A 15,465-nucleotide genomic window follows, 5' to 3' on the forward strand; every position below is an offset into this window, starting at 1 on the left:
ATCAGTCCTCCAGCATGGCACGGTTACGCACGGCGCCTTTATCGGCACTGGTGGCCATCAGGGCGTAGGCTTTAAGGGCCATGGACACCGGACGCACCCGTGCAACAGGTTTCCATGCCTGGGCGCCTTTGGCGGCCATGTTGGCTTTGCGGGCCGCCAACTGGTCATCATCAAGACGCAGCGCAATGCTGCGGGACGGAATGTCAATGTCGATGATGTCGCCGGTTTCAATCAGGGCAATGGTGCCGCCGGCAGCGGCTTCTGGTGACACGTGCCCGATGGACAAGCCGGAGGTGCCGCCGGAGAAGCGACCATCGGTTATCAGCGCACATTGTTTGCCAAGCCCCATGGATTTCAGGTAACTGGTGGGATAAAGCATCTCCTGCATGCCAGGCCCGCCTTTTGGCCCTTCATAACGGATGACCACTACATCGCCGGCCACCACTTCGCCGCCCAAGATACCGTCCACTGCGGCTTCCTGACTTTCATAAACCCTGGCCTTGCCACTGAAGACCAGATTGGATTCATCCACCCCAGCGGTTTTCACAATGCAGCCGTTAGGTGCCAGATTGCCAAACAGTACCGCCAGGCCACCTTCTTGGCTAAACGCATGTTCCCGGTCACGGATGCAGCCGGCATGCCTGTCCGTATCCAGGGTCGGCCAGCGACAGTCCTGGCTGAAGGCCACGGTGGTGGGAATGCCCGCAGGCCCGGCCCGGTAGAAGTCTTGCACCTCGGCGCTGCCGCTTTGCATCACGTCAAACTTGGCCAGCACGCTGGACAGCTTGCCGTCATCGGCGGCCACATGGTGCACATCGGTATGCAGCAGTCCGGCGCGGTCAAGTTCGCCCAAAATGCCCATCACCCCGCCAGCGCGGTGCACGTCCTCCATGTGGTACAAAGGGGTGGATGGCGCCACTTTGCACAGATGTGGCACTTGGCGGCTGAGGCGATCGATATCGGCCATGGTGAAATCCACCCCGGCCTCCTGCGCCGCGGCCAGCAGGTGCAACACGGTATTGGATGAGCCACCCATGGCGATATCCAGGGTCATGGCATTTTCAAATGCCTTGAAGGTGGCGATATTGCGCGGCAGCACACTGTCATCGTTATCCTGATAATAGCGTTTGGTCAGCGCCATCACCCGCCGCCCTGCATTGAGGAACAACGCTTTGCGATCTTCATGGGTGGCCACCAGTGAACCGTTGCCGGGCAATGACAGCCCCAGGGCTTCGGTCAGGCAGTTCATGGAGTTGGCGGTAAACATGCCGGAGCAGGAACCGCAGGTAGGGCAAGCGCTGCGCTCAATCTGCTCGCTGTCGGCATCGGGCACCCGTTTGTCCGCTGCCGCCACCATGGCATCCACCAGATCCAGCTTGATGATTTTATCCGACAGTTTGGTTTTCCCGGCTTCCATGGGGCCACCGGACACAAACACCACCGGAATATTCAGCCGCAGTGCGGCCATCAGCATCCCGGGGGTGATTTTGTCGCAGTTGGAGATGCACACCAAGGCATCGGCGCAGTGGGCGTTCACCATGTATTCCACGCTGTCGGCAATCAGCTCCCGGGATGGCAGGGAATACAGCATGCCGCCGTGGCCCATGGCGATGCCGTCATCCACGGCAATGGTATTGAACTCTTTGGCGATACCGCCTGCGGCTTCTACCGCCGAGGCCACCAGCGCCCCCATGTCTTTAAGGTGCACATGCCCCGGCACGAACTGGGTAAAGGAGTTGGCAATGGCAATAATCGGTTTGCCAAAATCCCCCTCTTTGACGCCGGTAGCGCGCCAAAGGGCGCGGGCTCCGGCCATATTGCGGCCTTCGGTACTGGTGGCGGATCTTAGTTTTGGCATTGCTCAATTCCTTTCTTGATTCTGTCGATTATGGCTGTGCTTGCATTAGCCGTTGATGGTGCGGGCCAATTCCTGACGCCCTTTTACCACACATGCGGCCACATCCATCAGCTTGTCGAGCTGACGGCTCAGTAATTCAATGGCTTTGTCGCTGTCTACCATGATGTTCAACAGCAGGCGCTGATCATCCTGTTCCGACATGTGCATATTACACACGCGAAAACCACGATGACGGGTTACCCGCAGCACGCGCTCCAGCACTTCCGGGCGTTGTTCCAGGGTCAATACCAGATGATGGATCATTGCTGTATCTCCACTTCTTCAATCATTTCACTGTTGGAGGCACCGGGCGGCACCAGCGGCCAAACGTTAAATCTGTCGTCTATTTGCACGTGCAGCAGGAAGGGGCCTTTACTGCTGAGCATTTCATTGAGGGCATCGCTGACATCATCAGCCTTGCTGATGCTGCGTCCCGGGATGTTAAAGGCGGAGGCGAGGGTAAGAAAATCGGGGTTGTCGGAAAGATCGGTTTCACTATAGCGTTCTTCAAAAAACAGTTGCTGCCATTGTTTCACCATGCCCAGTTTCTGATTGTCCAGCAGCAGTATCTTCAGGGGCAACCGGCGACGTTTGATGGTGGTCAGCTCCTGTACATTCATCATGAAGGAGCCATCACCGCTCACCGCCACCACGGTTGCCTCCGGCCTTGCCACCTGGGCACCCACCGCTGCTGGCAAGCCAAAGCCCATGGTACCGAAACCGGCGCTGGATAACAGATCCTCTGGCCGCCTGAACCACATATGCTGCGCCACCCACATCTGATGCTGCCCCACATCGCAGCTCACTACGCTGTTTTGTGGCAAACGGTCCGCCAGGGTTTTCAACAATAATGGGGCATAGATAAGCTCGCCTGGGCGGTCATAACGCCAGGCATATTGCTGCTGTAACTGTGTTACCTGCTGCTGCCAGGGGCTGATGTCCTGAGACAATTGCAGTGCGGGCAACACCAGACGCAAATCGTCACTGAGGGTGACATCGGGCTGTCGCAGTTTGCCCTGCTCCGCCGCATCAATATCCAGATGGATGACCTTGGCATGGGGAGCAAACGTATCCAGCTTGCCGGTTACCCTGTCATCAAAGCGGGCGCCGGCCACCAGCAGCAAATCGGCCTGTTGTACCGCATGGTTGGCGGCCTGATTGCCGTGCATGCCCAGCATGCCCAGATACCCTGGCGTATCATGAGCCACCGCCCCCAGCCCTTTAAGGGTGGCCACGGACGGCATGCCGCTGCGCTGAATGAAATCCCGCAACTGTTCCACAGCGCCGGCCATGCCCACACCGCCACCCACATACAGCATGGGGCGCTGCGCCTCGGCCAACAAGCGGTTGGCTGCGGCCACTGCCGAACCGTCCAGTGCCGGCTCAACAGGCACGGCCTGCAGCGGGGTTTTATACTCCAGCGCTGCCAGTTGTACGTCTTTGGGAATGTCCACCAGCACCGGGCCTGGGCGGCCAGCGGCGGCAATCTCAAAGGCCTGATACAAGGTGGGCACCAATTCCTCTACCCGAGTCACCATGAAACTGTGTTTGGTGCAGGATAAACTCATGCCCAACACGTCCATTTCCTGAAAGGCGTCAGTGCCAATCACTGGGGTGGCCACCTGGCCGGTAATGGCCACCAGCGGGATGGAGTCCATCATGGCATCGGCCAGTGCTGTCACCAGATTGGTGGCTCCCGGCCCCGAGGTGGCAAAGCAAACACCAGTTTTACCGCTGGAACGGGCATACCCCACGGCAGCAAAGCCGGCACCCTGCTCGTGGCGGCAAAGCAGATGCTCTACCGGACTGCCATAAAGCGCATCATAAATCGGCATGATTGCACCGCCGGGATAACCGAATACCGTTGTCACGCCATGGGCGGCCAACACCTTGATGACTGCCTGACTACCGCTGATTGTTTGCCCTTGTTCCATCGCTGTTGTTACCTGCCGTTGCCTGAACGTACCCCAAAAAACAAAAAACCCCCGGTCCTTGCGGAGCGGGGGTTTGACTGCGACCAGTTGGTCTAACTTCGCGCCAAGCGCCACCCCCGCTGTGATCTAATAATAATCACTGCGTTAATAATCACGAGGAGGAGCTGGGTGCTAACGTTAATCATTTTGGGTCACAGTTTCCTGTTGTTATCAAATTCCGTTGTTCGTTATTTTTTTAACATTTTATTGCCATAAAACGAACAGTCATTAATCAATACCATAAATTATTTACTGAACACAACAAATAATTATGAATTATTCGAAATTTGATGGATACCACTCGCGTTTTCATGTTGCCTGCACGTAAAAAAGGGAGAATGACAAACATTCTCCCTTTTCGGTGATGATTTACGACTGCAAATTAACGCGTTTCATCTCGGTCATGTAACCCCGCAGTTCTTCACCGATGTATTCCACATCCGTGTTGCGAATGGCGGCATTCACTTCAATCAGGCGCATGTTGTCCACGGCGTTGTCGTCACATTTCAGGCCGCCGCCCACCCATTGGGCATCGAGGCTGTTAACATACCCGCGCAGCAACGGCAGTGCCGCATGGTTAAACAGGTAACACCCGTATTCCGCCGTATCGGAGATCACCACGTTCATTTCGTACAGGCGCTTACGGGCGATGGTATTGGCAATCAGCGGGGTCTCATGCAGGGATTCGTAGTAAGCGGACTCATCCAGAATGCCGGCAGACACCATGGTATCAAACGCCAGTTCCACCCCGGCCTTGATCATGGCCACCAGGAAGATGCCTTTGTCGAAATAGGTTTGCTCTTCGATGTAATCATCACATTCCGGCGCTTGCTCAAATCCGGTGGAGTTGGTTTCTTCACGCCATTTCAGCAAGTTGGCATCGCCATTGGCCCAGTCTTCCATCATCACCCGGGAAAATTCCCCGCTGATGATGTCATCCATGTGTTTCTGGAACAAAGGGGTCAGCATGGTTTTCAGCTCTTCTGAAATTTCATGGGCCCGGATTTTGGCCGGGTTGGACAACCGGTCCATCATGTTGGTGATGCCGCCGTGCTTGAGCGCTTCGGTAATCACCTCATAACCCTTTTGGATAAGCTTGGCGGCATACCCTGGCTCGATGCCGTCATCCAGCATTTTTTCATAACCCAGAATGGCGCCGGTTTGCAGCATGCCGCACAGAATGGTCTGTTCACCCATCAAATCGGATTTCACTTCCGCAATAAAGGATGACTGCAGCACCCCGGCCCGATCACCACCGGTGGCGCTGGCGTAGGCTTTGGCAATTTCCAGGCCGTCACCATGGGGGTCGTTCTCCGGATGCACGGCAATCAGGGTCGGCACCCCAAAGCCTCGCTTGTACTCTTCACGCACTTCGGTACCCGGGCATTTTGGCGCCACCATCACCACGGTGATGTCTGGCCGCACCTGCATGCCCTCTTCCACAATGTTGAAACCGTGGGAGTAAGACAGCACCGAGCCCTGCTTCATCAGCGGCATGATGGCATTCACCACCTTGCTGTGTTGTTTGTCCGGCGTCAGGTTCAGTACCATGTCAGCTTGGGGGATCAGCTCTTCAAAAGTCCCTACGGTAAACCCGTTTTCAGTGGCGCGTTTGAAAGAGGCACGTTTTTCGGCAATGGCCTGTGGGCGCAGCGCATAGGAGATTTTCAGCCCGGAATCCCGCATGTTCAGCCCCTGATTGAGCCCCTGGGCACCACAACCAAGAATGACAATATTCCAGTCCTTGATATATTCACAGCCGTTAACAAATTCACTGCGATCCATAAAACGACACTGGCCCAGTTGTGCCAGCTGCTCGCGCAGACTCAGCGTGTTGAAATAATTTGCCATTTTGGTCCCCTATATTCCTGAAGATTCTGAATTCCTAAAGATTCCGGCCCGTTGCCTTCCCCAAGGAAGCAACAATGATTTCCACTATAGCGCAGGTTTATGATTGCTTGAAATGATATATTCGGCATACTACGTTGCATATTTTGCAACATTTTGATGACAAAAACAGCTGAGGAAAACCTAGTGGATATTCGGGTGCTGAAAGTGTATCTGGACCTGTGTGACACCCTGCATTTTGGCCGCACTGCCGCCAACATGCATATCAGCCCGTCAGCCCTCAGCCGCATGTTGCAACGGCTGGAACAGGATGTAGGCAGCAAGTTGCTGGAGCGGGATAACCGCAGTGTAACGCTCACCCACGCCGGTAAAAGCTTTCGGCGCTTTGCCGAGGAAACCCTAGGCCAGTGGCAATCGTTGAAGCAGGAGCTGGATACGGAACAACACTTGCTGCGGGGCACATTGCAGATTTACTGTTCGGTAACGGCGGCTTACAGTTATCTGCCCGCATTGCTGGACAGGTTTCGCCGGGCCCACCCGGGGGTGGATATCAGCCTCACCACGGGTGATGCCGCCGATGCCATGAAAAAACTGCAACATCAGCAAACCGATATTGCCATTGCCGCACTGCAGGATGATTTCACCCACAAACTGCACTTTGCCCCCATCGGCAAGGTCAATTTGTCGTTAATTGCACCGGCGGTGCATTGTCAGGTGCATTCGCTGGTCAACCAAACTCCCATTCCCTGGGACAAACTGCCCTATATCGTGCCGGATCACGGCCCCGGGCGCCTGCGCATGGAGCGCTGGTTCAAGCATATGGGGATTAAAGGCAATATTTATGCACAGGTGCGCGGCCATGAAGCCATTGTGCCCATGGTGGCACTGGGCTGCGGCGTAAGCATTACCCCGGATGTGGTTGTAAAAAACAGCCCGATGATGGACCGCATTCAGGTACTGCAGTCCCCCCAGCCCATTTCGCCGTTTGAGCTGGGTTGCTGTTGCAAACGGCAACGGATGCAGGAGCCGTTAATCAATGCCTTTTTGGCAGTCATTTAAAGATGGCTTTCCGCCTCATCGCCCAGGGGCGGGTTCTGTTCGGACGGCATTAAGCGGGTCACCAACAGCTGATCCACTTTATAGGAGTCAATGTCCACCACTTCAAATTTATAACCGGCAAAATTCACAAAATCGGTACGCTTGGGAATTTTGCGCAGCATGTACATCATGAACCCCGCCACGGTTTCATAGTTCTGACTCTGGGGAAACTCTTCAATATTAAAGGCCCGCATGATGTCGTTAATGGGAGTGACACCGTCCACCAGCCAGGAGTTGGCATCACGGGCCACAATCTGCTCTTCACTTTCATGCAACGACCAGGCGCCCATCACCGCGCTTTGCAAATCATTGGATGTGACCATTCCCACCACCAAGGCGTATTCATTCATGACAACGGCAAAATCCGCCCGTTGCTGGCGAAAATACTCCATGGCTTCAGACAGGCTCAGGGTGTCCGGCACAATCACGCAGGCACGCACCAGTGACGGGTCGTGCAGGTCAATCTTGCGACCATTAATCACCCGCACCAGCAGCTCCTTGGCATCCACATAGCCCTTGATGCAATCCAGATGGGCATCGCATACCAGAAACTTGCTGTAAGGATCATTGCCGATTTTGGCTTTAATCTCATCTTCGCTGTCCTGCAGGCGGAAATACACCAGGCTCTCACGGGCGGTCATGGCCGAGGTCACGCTCACCGACTGCATCTCGAACACATTTTCAATCATCTGCTGCTCTTCTTTGTCGAGCACTCCGGCTTCCGCCCCCGCATCCATGATGGCGTAAATGTCATCGGAGGTGACTTCATCATTGCGCACGGTGGGGATGCGCAGCCCCCGGAACACGAAATTGGCCAGGCCATTGAACAGCCACACAAAAGGCCGCAGCAGTTTGATGCAGACAATCATCGGCCCCACCAGTGTCAACGCGACTTTTTCCGGCATGGCCATGGCAATGCGCTTGGGCATCAAGTCTGCCAGCAGGATGAACAAACTGGTGACCACCACAAACGACAAGACAAAACTCACTTTACTGAGCCAGGGTTCCGGCAGCAGCGCCGACAACAGAGAATAGAAATACGGGGTAAAGGCCGATTCGCCCACAATACCGCCCAAAATGGCCACCGCGTTCAGGCCGATTTGCACCACGGTAAAAAAGCTGCCGGGAGCGGTTTGCAGCGTCAGCACCTTCTCGGCGCGCAAATCGCCCTCTTCAATCAACTGCCGCAAACGAATTTTACGGGATGCCGCCAAGGCGATTTCCGACATGGAGAAAAAACAACTGATGGCAATCAACACTAATACAAGAAGCATATTTTCAAATACATTCATAAAGCACCCAAGGCACTGACGACACTGCGCAATACGGGATGTAAGGCGCACGCAATTACAGGTAAAAACTGGAATGCTGCCACGGCAGCGCCGGTGATGGATTATCGCATCAGCCGGTAATGGGGACACTCCTGGAAGATAACCGCCTAGATTATAATCGCTTTTTTGCATTTTGGGCAGCTACTATCTGTTGCGGGCACATGGTAATGGGATTTGATGAAGCTGATGTGAAGCTCTGCCCGGCCCGCCGTTTCCTCCAGCCAACAGTTGGGGCCATAACGGCCTGACGCCATGCCGCTTTGCGCCCATCATTTGCTGCTAAACTGATTAGCTAACAGGATTTCCCCCGCGACAAAAGGAATTGCCATGGCCATTGCCCGAGTAGCCACCCGCGCCGCCGTCGGCGTTAACGCTCCCCGCGTCTGGGTTGAGGCCCATCTTTCCAACGGGTTACCGGCCTTTAATCTGGTGGGTTTGCCGGAAGCGTCGGTAAAAGAAGCCCGGGAGCGGGTGCGCAGTGCACTGATTAATGCAGGCTTTGAGTTTCCCCAGCGACGGATAACCATCAACCTGGCGCCAGCAGATCTTCCCAAACAGGGTGGACGTTACGATTTGCCCATTGCCATCGGCATCCTTGCCGCATCCGGGCAAATTCCGGCAACGGCACTGGCCCAACACGAATTTATCGGCGAGCTGGCATTATCCGGTGAAGTGCGCGAATGCAGTGGGGTGCTGCCGGTAATTGTGGCCGCCCGCCAGCAACAACTCACCTTGGTCATGCCTCAGGGAAATCGCAGCGAAGCCGAGCTGGTGGCCTATCCGCAGGTGTTATTGGCACAACAGCTGCAGCACATTGCGGCCTATTTGCACGGGCAGGAAACCTTGCCCACCATCCACGATAACACCCACTGGCAAAGTCCCATTCCCACGCCGGACACGACAAAGCGTTGCCTGAGTGACGTCATTGGCCAGTTTCAGGCCAAACAGGCGCTGGAAATTGCCGCTGCCGGCGGCCACAACCTGTTGATGCTGGGGCCTCCCGGCACCGGCAAAACCATGCTGGCCAGCCGTATACTGTCGCTACTGCCGCCCCTTGATTACGAAGAGGCCCTGGAAGTGGCAGCCATTCATTCCGTGGCCGGCATGCCCATGGACAGCACCCAGTTTTATCAGCGCCCTTTTCGGGCACCGCACCATACCAGCTCGGCTATCTCTCTGGTGGGAGGCGGCAGCATTCCCCGGCCGGGGGAGATATCCCTGGCCCATCTTGGCGTGTTGTTTCTCGATGAAGTGGCCGAGTTTCCCCGGCGGGTGCTGGATTGTTTGCGCGAGCCGATGGAAACCGGCGAAGTGGTGATTTCCCGCGCGGCGGCCAAGCTCACCTTTGCCTGCAGGTTCCAGCTGATTGCCGCCATGAATCCCAGCCCCTGCGGCGATGTGGGCGCTGACAGCCGGGCAACGCCAGAGCAGGTTCGCCGCTATCTCTCCCGGCTTTCAGGGCCGTTTATTGATCGCTTTGATCTGACCATTGAAGTGCCCAAGCTGCCCGCCGGCACCCTCACGGCCCAGGCCGGAGAAGGGGAAACCAGTGCCGTTATCGCCGCCAGGGTTGAAGCGGCAAGAGCGGTGCAATTAAGTCGCGCCGGGGTGCTGAACAGCCAGCTCAGTAGCAAGGCGCTACGACAGGCAGGGTTCAGCATACAGGATTTGGTGTTTCTGGAGCAAAGTGTCACCCGGCTGGGATTGTCCGTGCGCAGTTTTCACCGTTTGCAACGGGTGGCGCGCACCATTGCCGATTTGCAGCAATCCCCACATGTGGAGCGCCGCCATATTGCCCAGGCGCTTAGCTACCGGGCAATGGATCGCCTCTTAACCAGCCTGCGGGCACAGTAGGCAAGTTCGCGTAAACTACCGTAAAAATCCTATGCCAGCAGTTTACGGGCGGCTTCCAGCACAATGGCTATCGCCCGCTGTTCAGTGGCTTGCATCATGGCTGCATCGGGAATTTCCTGCTGGGTGCGATTGACAATCACCCCGGCCACGCAGGCGGCGCGCCAGCCCTGACTGGCACACATGGTAAACAGGGTGGCGGACTCCATCTCGTAATTGAGCACCCCCAATGCCTGCCACTGCTGCAAGGAGCCGGCAAAACGCGCGGTCACCCTGCCGGATACGGTGTCATAACGCTCCTGTCCCGGATAAAAGGTGTCGGATGAAGCAGTAATGCCCACATGGGGTTCAATCCCCGCCTCTCGGCATGCGGTCACCATGGCCGACGTGCAACCAAAGTCGGCTACGGCCGGATACTCCATGGGGGCAAAATGCAAGCTGGCGCCATCAAGCCGTACCGAGGCCTGGGACACAATGATATCGCCCACTTTGATATGGGGCTGGATGGCACCTGTGGTTCCGATGCGCAAAAAGGTGCGCACGCCCAATTGGGCCAGTTCTTCCACCGCTATCGAGGTGGATGGCCCGCCGATGCCGGTGGAACAGATAACCACGGGTTTGCCGTCCAACTCTGCCAGAAAAGACGTGAATTCCCGGTGGCTGGCCAGATGCTGGGCATTTTCCAGCAAAGATGCAATACGCTCTACCCGCTGCGGATCCCCGGGCACAATCGCCAGTGTGGCGCCACGCAACATGGCTTTGGTCAATCCCAAATGGAAAACATCCGCCATATCAACCCCTTGTTAATTTGTTAAGCCAATGATCCCGGGAGCCTTTCCCGGAGAAACGGCCAAGATACCCCGAGCCTGGCACACACGCAATGCAAACTGCCGCCCGGCGCACAATCTGTGGCCGTTCCCCTGAAAATCCCGGCAGCCCGCGCTACTATTAACGCTTGTCGGTATCACCAAACATGCCGGTTGCATGGTGATGTCGAAAAGGATATTTCTTTCCAGTCAATATGTTAAGGAGCAAGCCCATGTTTACGGAATACGGTGCGCGAGTAGCAGAATTGAAGGACTCCAACATGCAGTTTCAAAAACTCTTTGAAGAGCATGATCAGCTTGATAAGGAGATTAAAAAGATAGAACGCCGCCCTGCCAGTGAGTTTACCCAGGAAGTCAAGGCACTGAAAAAACGCAAGCTGGAGCTCAAAGAACAGCTGTTTGATATCCTCAAGGCCCATCCTGAAAGCTGATCCGAAATAGCGACAGGGCACCATTGGGCGCCCTGTTCAACCTGACAAGCCCTGCAAACCCGCTACAGGTAATAGGCCTGCAGCGGCGGGAAACCGTTAAAACACACGGCGGAATAGGTGGTGGTATAAGCACCGGTGGTTAACCAGTAAAGCCTATCGCCAATGGCCAAATCCTGCGGTAATCCATAAGCGTACTGTTCATACATGATATCCGCGCTGTCACAGGTGGGGCCGGCTATCACGCAGCGCTCCAGCGCGCCTTTGGCGTCGGTATGGATGGGAAATTTAATCGCCTCATCCATGGTTTCAATCAAGCCGGAAAACTTGCCCACATCCGTGAACACCCAACGCTCCAGCGCCGCATGGGATTTGCGGCTGATAAGCACCACTTCCGACACCAGCACCCCGGCATTGGCAATCAGTGAGCGCCCGGGCTCCAGCACAATCCGCGGGAAATTGTCCCCGAAATCTTCCTGCAGAAAATGGGTTATCTGCTCCGCGTAAGTGCCCAGTGCATTGGTTTTATCCATATAGTTGGCCGGAAATCCTCCGCCCATGTTCACCATCTGCAACGCAATGCCATGATCGTCTCTCAAGCGCTGGAACAATACGCTGACCTTGCCAATGGCGGCATCCCAGGCGCCGATATCCCGCTGTTGGGAGCCTACATGAAAAGAGATCCCGTAAGGCTGCAAACCCAGATCCCGCGCCAGTACCAGCAGTTCATAGGCCATTTCATTCTGGCAGCCAAACTTGCGTGACAACGGCCAGTCGGCAGTTTCGGTGCCTTCGGTAAGAATGCGCACATACACCCGTGCACCAGGCGCTTCTTCGGCAATCATCCGCAAATCCGGCTCGGAATCCGAAGCGAACATGCGCACGCCCCGCCGGTAAAACTCCCGCACGTCCTGACGCTTCTTGATGGTGTTGCCATAACTGATGCGATCCGCCGTCACCCCCAGCTCCATCACCATGTCCAGCTCGTAAATCGACGCGATGTCAAAACTGGCGCCTTTGTCCCGCAACAAGGTGAGGATTTCTTTGGCCGGATTGGCTTTTACCGCGTAATACACATCGGCATAAGGGAAGTTATGCACCATGTCGTGGTATTGAGCAGCAATGATGTTGGTATCAACCACCACAAAAGGGGTGGGTTTGCTGTCCGCAAATGCTTTTATTTTGCCAAAGGTTTCACTGTCATAATAATCAGCAACATTAATAGCATGGAACTGGCTCATTGGCCTTGGCTCTCCTCATCAGACTGACAGCACCATTGCCGTCACAGATAAAAAACCTGCGCAGTAGACGCTATTTTTTAGCCAGAATCAATGAATTTTTATGCTTTCATATCAAATTTTTACGCCATTTATCAAAACAAGTAACTTGTTTTTATTTAATCGTTATTAATCAGTATTTTACAAAACATTCACCCCTGAATGACTCACCATAATTCCATTCTATTTTATCGAAAACAAAGCCGTTTTTATGCAATTTTATTCTATAAAAATCAAACGTTGGCTAAAGCTTGCAAAATCGGCAACCCAAGTATTTGTGATTGTTGATAAAAACACCGCCAGACTTTTTCAGCCGCCGTTTACCCCCAAGGCAACAAGGTACATAAAATGACGATTGCTGAATGGCAATTAACGCGGGTAGGCACATGCAGCCAAGCAGGTGCAAAAGGTGGCGAAGCGGTATGGAAAAGTGAATGACGTGCTGTGCTGCCATGCGCTGGTTGCAACCAATGCTGCAACCAGGCCTGTAGCGGGGTGACTTACTGGGCGGTGGTCAGGCCGCTGTTTTGCAATGCCTGTTTCAGGGAGTCGGCGTTATCAAAATAACGGATTTGGGTAATTTTCAGTTGCTCAAGGTTAATCAGGGCCGCGGCATCATCGGCTACCGGCAACGATTTGGTCGGCTCGCCTTCCCGGTCCAGCACCACCGGAAAACCAAAATCCTTCATTTTGGGAATGGCCACAAACTTGGCAATGAGTGACGGCATGCCGCTGATATCGGCCACATACAGTAACCCCATGTGCTGCATCATCTGTGCATTCACCCCATCCAGCGCTTCACGGGCAATCTTGCCCCCGGCCATGGAGCGAGTAAAAATCAGCAGTCGATTATTGCCATCGAGCGTTTGTTTTTCCTCAAACTGATCCTGCAACGCCAAAGGCTGCAGGGTATCACCTACGGCATATTCCGCGCCCAGTACTGACTTCAGGGGCAGTAGCGCCAAACACATCACCAACAGGGTTGCAGGAATTTTCATGCTCGTCCTTTTTTAATCCATTGTATAGTTGACAGGAAACCGTAACAGTTCCCCATGAAGTTGCATCACTCAACGACTGTGCGGCGTCCACCATACCACAACTCCCAACCAGGACATGATGCTTTAAGGAGAAAATAATGGCCGATTCCCCATTGGGTACAGAGCTGGCACACATACAACAGATTTACGATGTCATCACCGAATTTTTAGTGAACTACAGCTTCCAGTTACTGGGGGCCTTCATCATCTTCCTGCTGGGGCTGTGGCTGGCAGGCAAAGCCTCGAACGTGGTGGAACGCCAGCTGCAAAAACATCAGGTGGATGTGACCCTCAGCACCTTTGTCACCCATCTGGTGCGGCTGCTTATCATCATCATGGTCGCCATTATTGCCTTGGGCAAACTGGGGATCAGCATCACGCCCATGGTGGCCGCCATTGGTGCCGCATCACTGGGCGCCGGCTTGGCGGTACAGGGGATGCTGTCCAACTATGCGGCGGGGATCACCATCATCGTCACCCGCCCGTTTGTGGTGGGCAACACCATCAGCATCAATGAGATCACCGGCCAGGTAAAGGACATCAAGCTGGGCATGACCTATCTTACCAATGAGGAAGGCGAGCTCATCAGCGTGCCCAACAAGCACATTCTGGGGGAGGTGCTGCACAACTCTTTTGCCAACAAACTGGTAGAGCTGCATTTCACCATTGATTATCAAACAGAACCCCAGCAGGTGATTGAGCTTGTCACTCAGGTACTCAGCCAGCATCCGCAAGTGGATCAGCAATGTCCGCAGCAGGTGGGCATTAACGGTTTCACCAGCACCGGGCTGGATATCGGCATACGTTACTGGATCCCCACCACCAGCTATTATCAGGATAAGTATCAGATAAACATGCAATTATGGCAGTCACTGGTTGCTGCCGGCATTACAATTCCCCGCCCGGCCCAGCAGCTTTACATTCATCAGGAAATGCCCGATTAACCCCAGGACAATTGTGAGCAGCTGCCCAGGCTGCTCAACAAACGCACAGATAAGTGGCGAAAAATTGTCTTGTGTCAAAAAACGAATCTGAAATACAGCTTAATGTGACCACTGTTTTCGCTGCGCCTCTTATGTAGCGTCAGCAAACTGAGCAATAACGTAATTAACAGTAAAAGATACAAGCCATGGTCCAAACTCAAGAACAATACAAAGAAAGGCGACGGACCGCTATTTCACCCCAGTCATTGTGGGATGCAATGACTCCAGAGCAAAAAATGACGTACTACCGCTTACAGGGTTACGGCTATCGTTTGCTCTTTATACGGCAGATGTTTTCAGGCCCACTCGCCGTTGTGGCCCAGCATACCCAACTTGCCACCATTAACTGGCAGGGTGATGTGGACACGCAACCGGATATAAAAATACGTGCCTGATGTTGCCAAAGGAGTACCCCGGTGCTCCTTTTTTTATGCACCGCTATCAGTGTGCTCCCGTGGCGGTGGCAGCTGCATCTGCACATGGGCAATGCCATCCTCAAGATATACCGCTGATACCACCGCAAAGCCCAACGACGCATAAAATTGCTGCAAATGATGCTGGGCACCAATCCGAATGGCGCTGTCGGGCCATAATCCATGGCAGGCCATCACGGCCTGTTGCATCAGCAAGGTGCCAAGACCCTGCCCTCTGGCACTGGCGGCCACCAAGACCCGTCCAATACTGCATTGCGCATAACTGCATCCGGGTGGCAACAGGCGGGCATAAGCTTGCAGCTCACCATCATTCCCATAACCCAAAAGGTGCATGGCGCCCATTGCATGGTCTTTGTCATCCAGCTCCGGATAAGGGCATTGCTGCTCCACCACGAACACATCCACCCGCAGTTTCAGCAGGTGATAAAGTGTGTGGTTATCCAGTTTGGAAAAACGCTGAAGCTGCCATTGCATGATGGGT

The 15,465-nt window shown here is 54.6% G+C and carries 13 protein-coding genes; 4 read left to right on the forward strand and 9 right to left on the reverse strand.

Annotated features, from left to right (window positions below; all coding sequences use genetic code 11):
• Window position 1: 1 nt before the first annotated feature.
• From ilvD to ilvC, 4 genes are all read right to left on the reverse strand, one after another.
• The gene (ilvD, locus tag ACIDEJ_RS12425; RefSeq protein WP_411988383.1) at window positions 2-1,858 is read right to left on the reverse strand and encodes a dihydroxy-acid dehydratase; all 1,857 of its coding nucleotides are present in this window, start codon (window positions 1,856-1,858) and stop codon (window positions 2-4) included.
• A gap of 45 nt (window positions 1,859-1,903) precedes the next feature.
• Window positions 1,904-2,161 carry an acetolactate synthase 2 small subunit gene (gene ilvM, locus ACIDEJ_RS12430; RefSeq protein ID WP_411988384.1) on the reverse strand — a complete coding sequence of 86 codons (258 nt, stop codon included), beginning with the start codon at window positions 2,159-2,161 and terminating at the stop codon, window positions 1,904-1,906.
• Window positions 2,158-3,831, reverse strand: a complete 1,674-nt coding sequence (gene ilvG / locus ACIDEJ_RS12435; protein WP_411988385.1) for an acetolactate synthase 2 catalytic subunit — start codon at window positions 3,829-3,831, stop codon at window positions 2,158-2,160. The genes ilvM and ilvG overlap by 4 nt, the downstream gene beginning before the upstream one ends.
• Before the next feature lie 408 nt (window positions 3,832-4,239).
• Window positions 4,240-5,721: a ketol-acid reductoisomerase gene (gene ilvC, locus ACIDEJ_RS12440; protein ID WP_411988386.1), complete on the reverse strand. Its 1,482-nt coding sequence runs from the start codon at window positions 5,719-5,721 to the stop codon at window positions 4,240-4,242.
• 183 nt (window positions 5,722-5,904) lie between these two features.
• On the opposite strand from ilvC, the gene ilvY reads away from it, so the two are divergent.
• Window positions 5,905-6,777 (forward strand): HTH-type transcriptional activator IlvY, encoded by an 873-nt coding sequence (gene ilvY, locus ACIDEJ_RS12445; RefSeq protein ID WP_411988423.1) that lies wholly within the window; start codon window positions 5,905-5,907, stop codon window positions 6,775-6,777.
• On the opposite strand, the gene paeA is transcribed toward ilvY, so the two are convergent.
• Window positions 6,774-8,108 (reverse strand): polyamine export protein PaeA, encoded by a 1,335-nt coding sequence (paeA, locus tag ACIDEJ_RS12450; protein ID WP_411988387.1) that lies wholly within the window; start codon window positions 8,106-8,108, stop codon window positions 6,774-6,776. The genes ilvY and paeA overlap by 4 nt on opposite strands.
• A gap of 366 nt (window positions 8,109-8,474) precedes the next feature.
• On the opposite strand from paeA, the gene ACIDEJ_RS12455 reads away from it, so the two are divergent.
• Window positions 8,475-10,001 (forward strand): YifB family Mg chelatase-like AAA ATPase, encoded by a 1,527-nt coding sequence (locus tag ACIDEJ_RS12455; protein ID WP_411988388.1) that lies wholly within the window; start codon window positions 8,475-8,477, stop codon window positions 9,999-10,001.
• Window positions 10,002-10,030: 29 nt separating this feature from the next.
• Here ACIDEJ_RS12455 and udp read toward each other — a convergent pair whose 3' ends face one another.
• Window positions 10,031-10,789 (reverse strand): uridine phosphorylase, encoded by a 759-nt coding sequence (udp, locus tag ACIDEJ_RS12460; RefSeq protein WP_411988389.1) that lies wholly within the window; start codon window positions 10,787-10,789, stop codon window positions 10,031-10,033.
• Window positions 10,790-11,037: 248 nt separating this feature from the next.
• Between udp and ACIDEJ_RS12465 the strand changes: the two genes are divergently transcribed.
• A complete protein-coding gene (locus ACIDEJ_RS12465; RefSeq protein ID WP_411988390.1) occupies window positions 11,038-11,256 on the forward strand; it encodes a YdcH family protein in 219 nt (72 codons plus the stop codon).
• 62 nt (window positions 11,257-11,318) lie between these two features.
• Here ACIDEJ_RS12465 and ACIDEJ_RS12470 read toward each other — a convergent pair whose 3' ends face one another.
• Both ACIDEJ_RS12470 and ACIDEJ_RS12475 read right to left on the reverse strand, forming a co-directional pair.
• Complete coding sequence (locus ACIDEJ_RS12470) at window positions 11,319-12,494, reverse strand: type III PLP-dependent enzyme (protein ID WP_411988391.1); 1,176 nt, start codon at window positions 12,492-12,494, stop codon at window positions 11,319-11,321.
• 536 nt (window positions 12,495-13,030) lie between these two features.
• Window positions 13,031-13,528 (reverse strand): hypothetical protein, encoded by a 498-nt coding sequence (locus ACIDEJ_RS12475; RefSeq protein WP_411988392.1) that lies wholly within the window; start codon window positions 13,526-13,528, stop codon window positions 13,031-13,033.
• Window positions 13,529-13,665: 137 nt separating this feature from the next.
• On the opposite strand from ACIDEJ_RS12475, the gene ACIDEJ_RS12480 reads away from it, so the two are divergent.
• On the forward strand, window positions 13,666-14,511 hold the full coding sequence (locus tag ACIDEJ_RS12480; RefSeq protein ID WP_411988393.1) for a mechanosensitive ion channel family protein: 846 nt from the start codon (window positions 13,666-13,668) through the stop codon (window positions 14,509-14,511).
• A gap of 467 nt (window positions 14,512-14,978) precedes the next feature.
• Here the strand turns inward: ACIDEJ_RS12480 and ACIDEJ_RS12485 are convergent, their stop codons facing one another.
• The gene (locus ACIDEJ_RS12485) at window positions 14,979-15,458 is read right to left on the reverse strand and encodes a GNAT family N-acetyltransferase (RefSeq protein ID WP_411988394.1); all 480 of its coding nucleotides are present in this window, start codon (window positions 15,456-15,458) and stop codon (window positions 14,979-14,981) included.
• Window positions 15,459-15,465: the final 7 nt, after the last annotated feature.

Source organism: Shewanella mytili, from assembly GCF_046765975.1.
GTDB classification, from domain to species: Bacteria; Pseudomonadota; Gammaproteobacteria; order Enterobacterales; family Shewanellaceae; genus Shewanella; species Shewanella mytili.

What these genes read in the sequence shown, in the direction of transcription:
- ACIDEJ_RS12480 (WP_411988393.1), top strand. Translation starts at nt 13,666, where the DNA reads ATGGCCGATTCCCCATTGGGTACAGAGCTGGCACACATACAACAGATT.
- ACIDEJ_RS12455 (WP_411988388.1), top strand. Translation starts at nt 8,475, where the DNA reads ATGGCCATTGCCCGAGTAGCCACCCGCGCCGCCGTCGGCGTTAACGCT.
- ACIDEJ_RS12470 (WP_411988391.1), bottom strand. Translation starts at nt 12,494, where the DNA reads ATGAGCCAGTTCCATGCTATTAATGTTGCTGATTATTATGACAGTGAA.
- ACIDEJ_RS12485 (WP_411988394.1), bottom strand. Translation starts at nt 15,458, where the DNA reads ATGCAATGGCAGCTTCAGCGTTTTTCCAAACTGGATAACCACACACTT.
- paeA (WP_411988387.1), bottom strand. Translation starts at nt 8,108, where the DNA reads ATGAATGTATTTGAAAATATGCTTCTTGTATTAGTGTTGATTGCCATC.
- ilvD (WP_411988383.1), bottom strand. Translation starts at nt 1,858, where the DNA reads ATGCCAAAACTAAGATCCGCCACCAGTACCGAAGGCCGCAATATGGCC.
- ilvC (WP_411988386.1), bottom strand. Translation starts at nt 5,721, where the DNA reads ATGGCAAATTATTTCAACACGCTGAGTCTGCGCGAGCAGCTGGCACAA.
- udp (WP_411988389.1), bottom strand. Translation starts at nt 10,789, where the DNA reads ATGGCGGATGTTTTCCATTTGGGATTGACCAAAGCCATGTTGCGTGGC.
- ilvM (WP_411988384.1), bottom strand. Translation starts at nt 2,161, where the DNA reads ATGATCCATCATCTGGTATTGACCCTGGAACAACGCCCGGAAGTGCTG.
- ACIDEJ_RS12475 (WP_411988392.1), bottom strand. Translation starts at nt 13,528, where the DNA reads ATGAAAATTCCTGCAACCCTGTTGGTGATGTGTTTGGCGCTACTGCCC.
- ACIDEJ_RS12465 (WP_411988390.1), top strand. Translation starts at nt 11,038, where the DNA reads ATGTTTACGGAATACGGTGCGCGAGTAGCAGAATTGAAGGACTCCAAC.
- ilvG (WP_411988385.1), bottom strand. Translation starts at nt 3,831, where the DNA reads ATGGAACAAGGGCAAACAATCAGCGGTAGTCAGGCAGTCATCAAGGTG.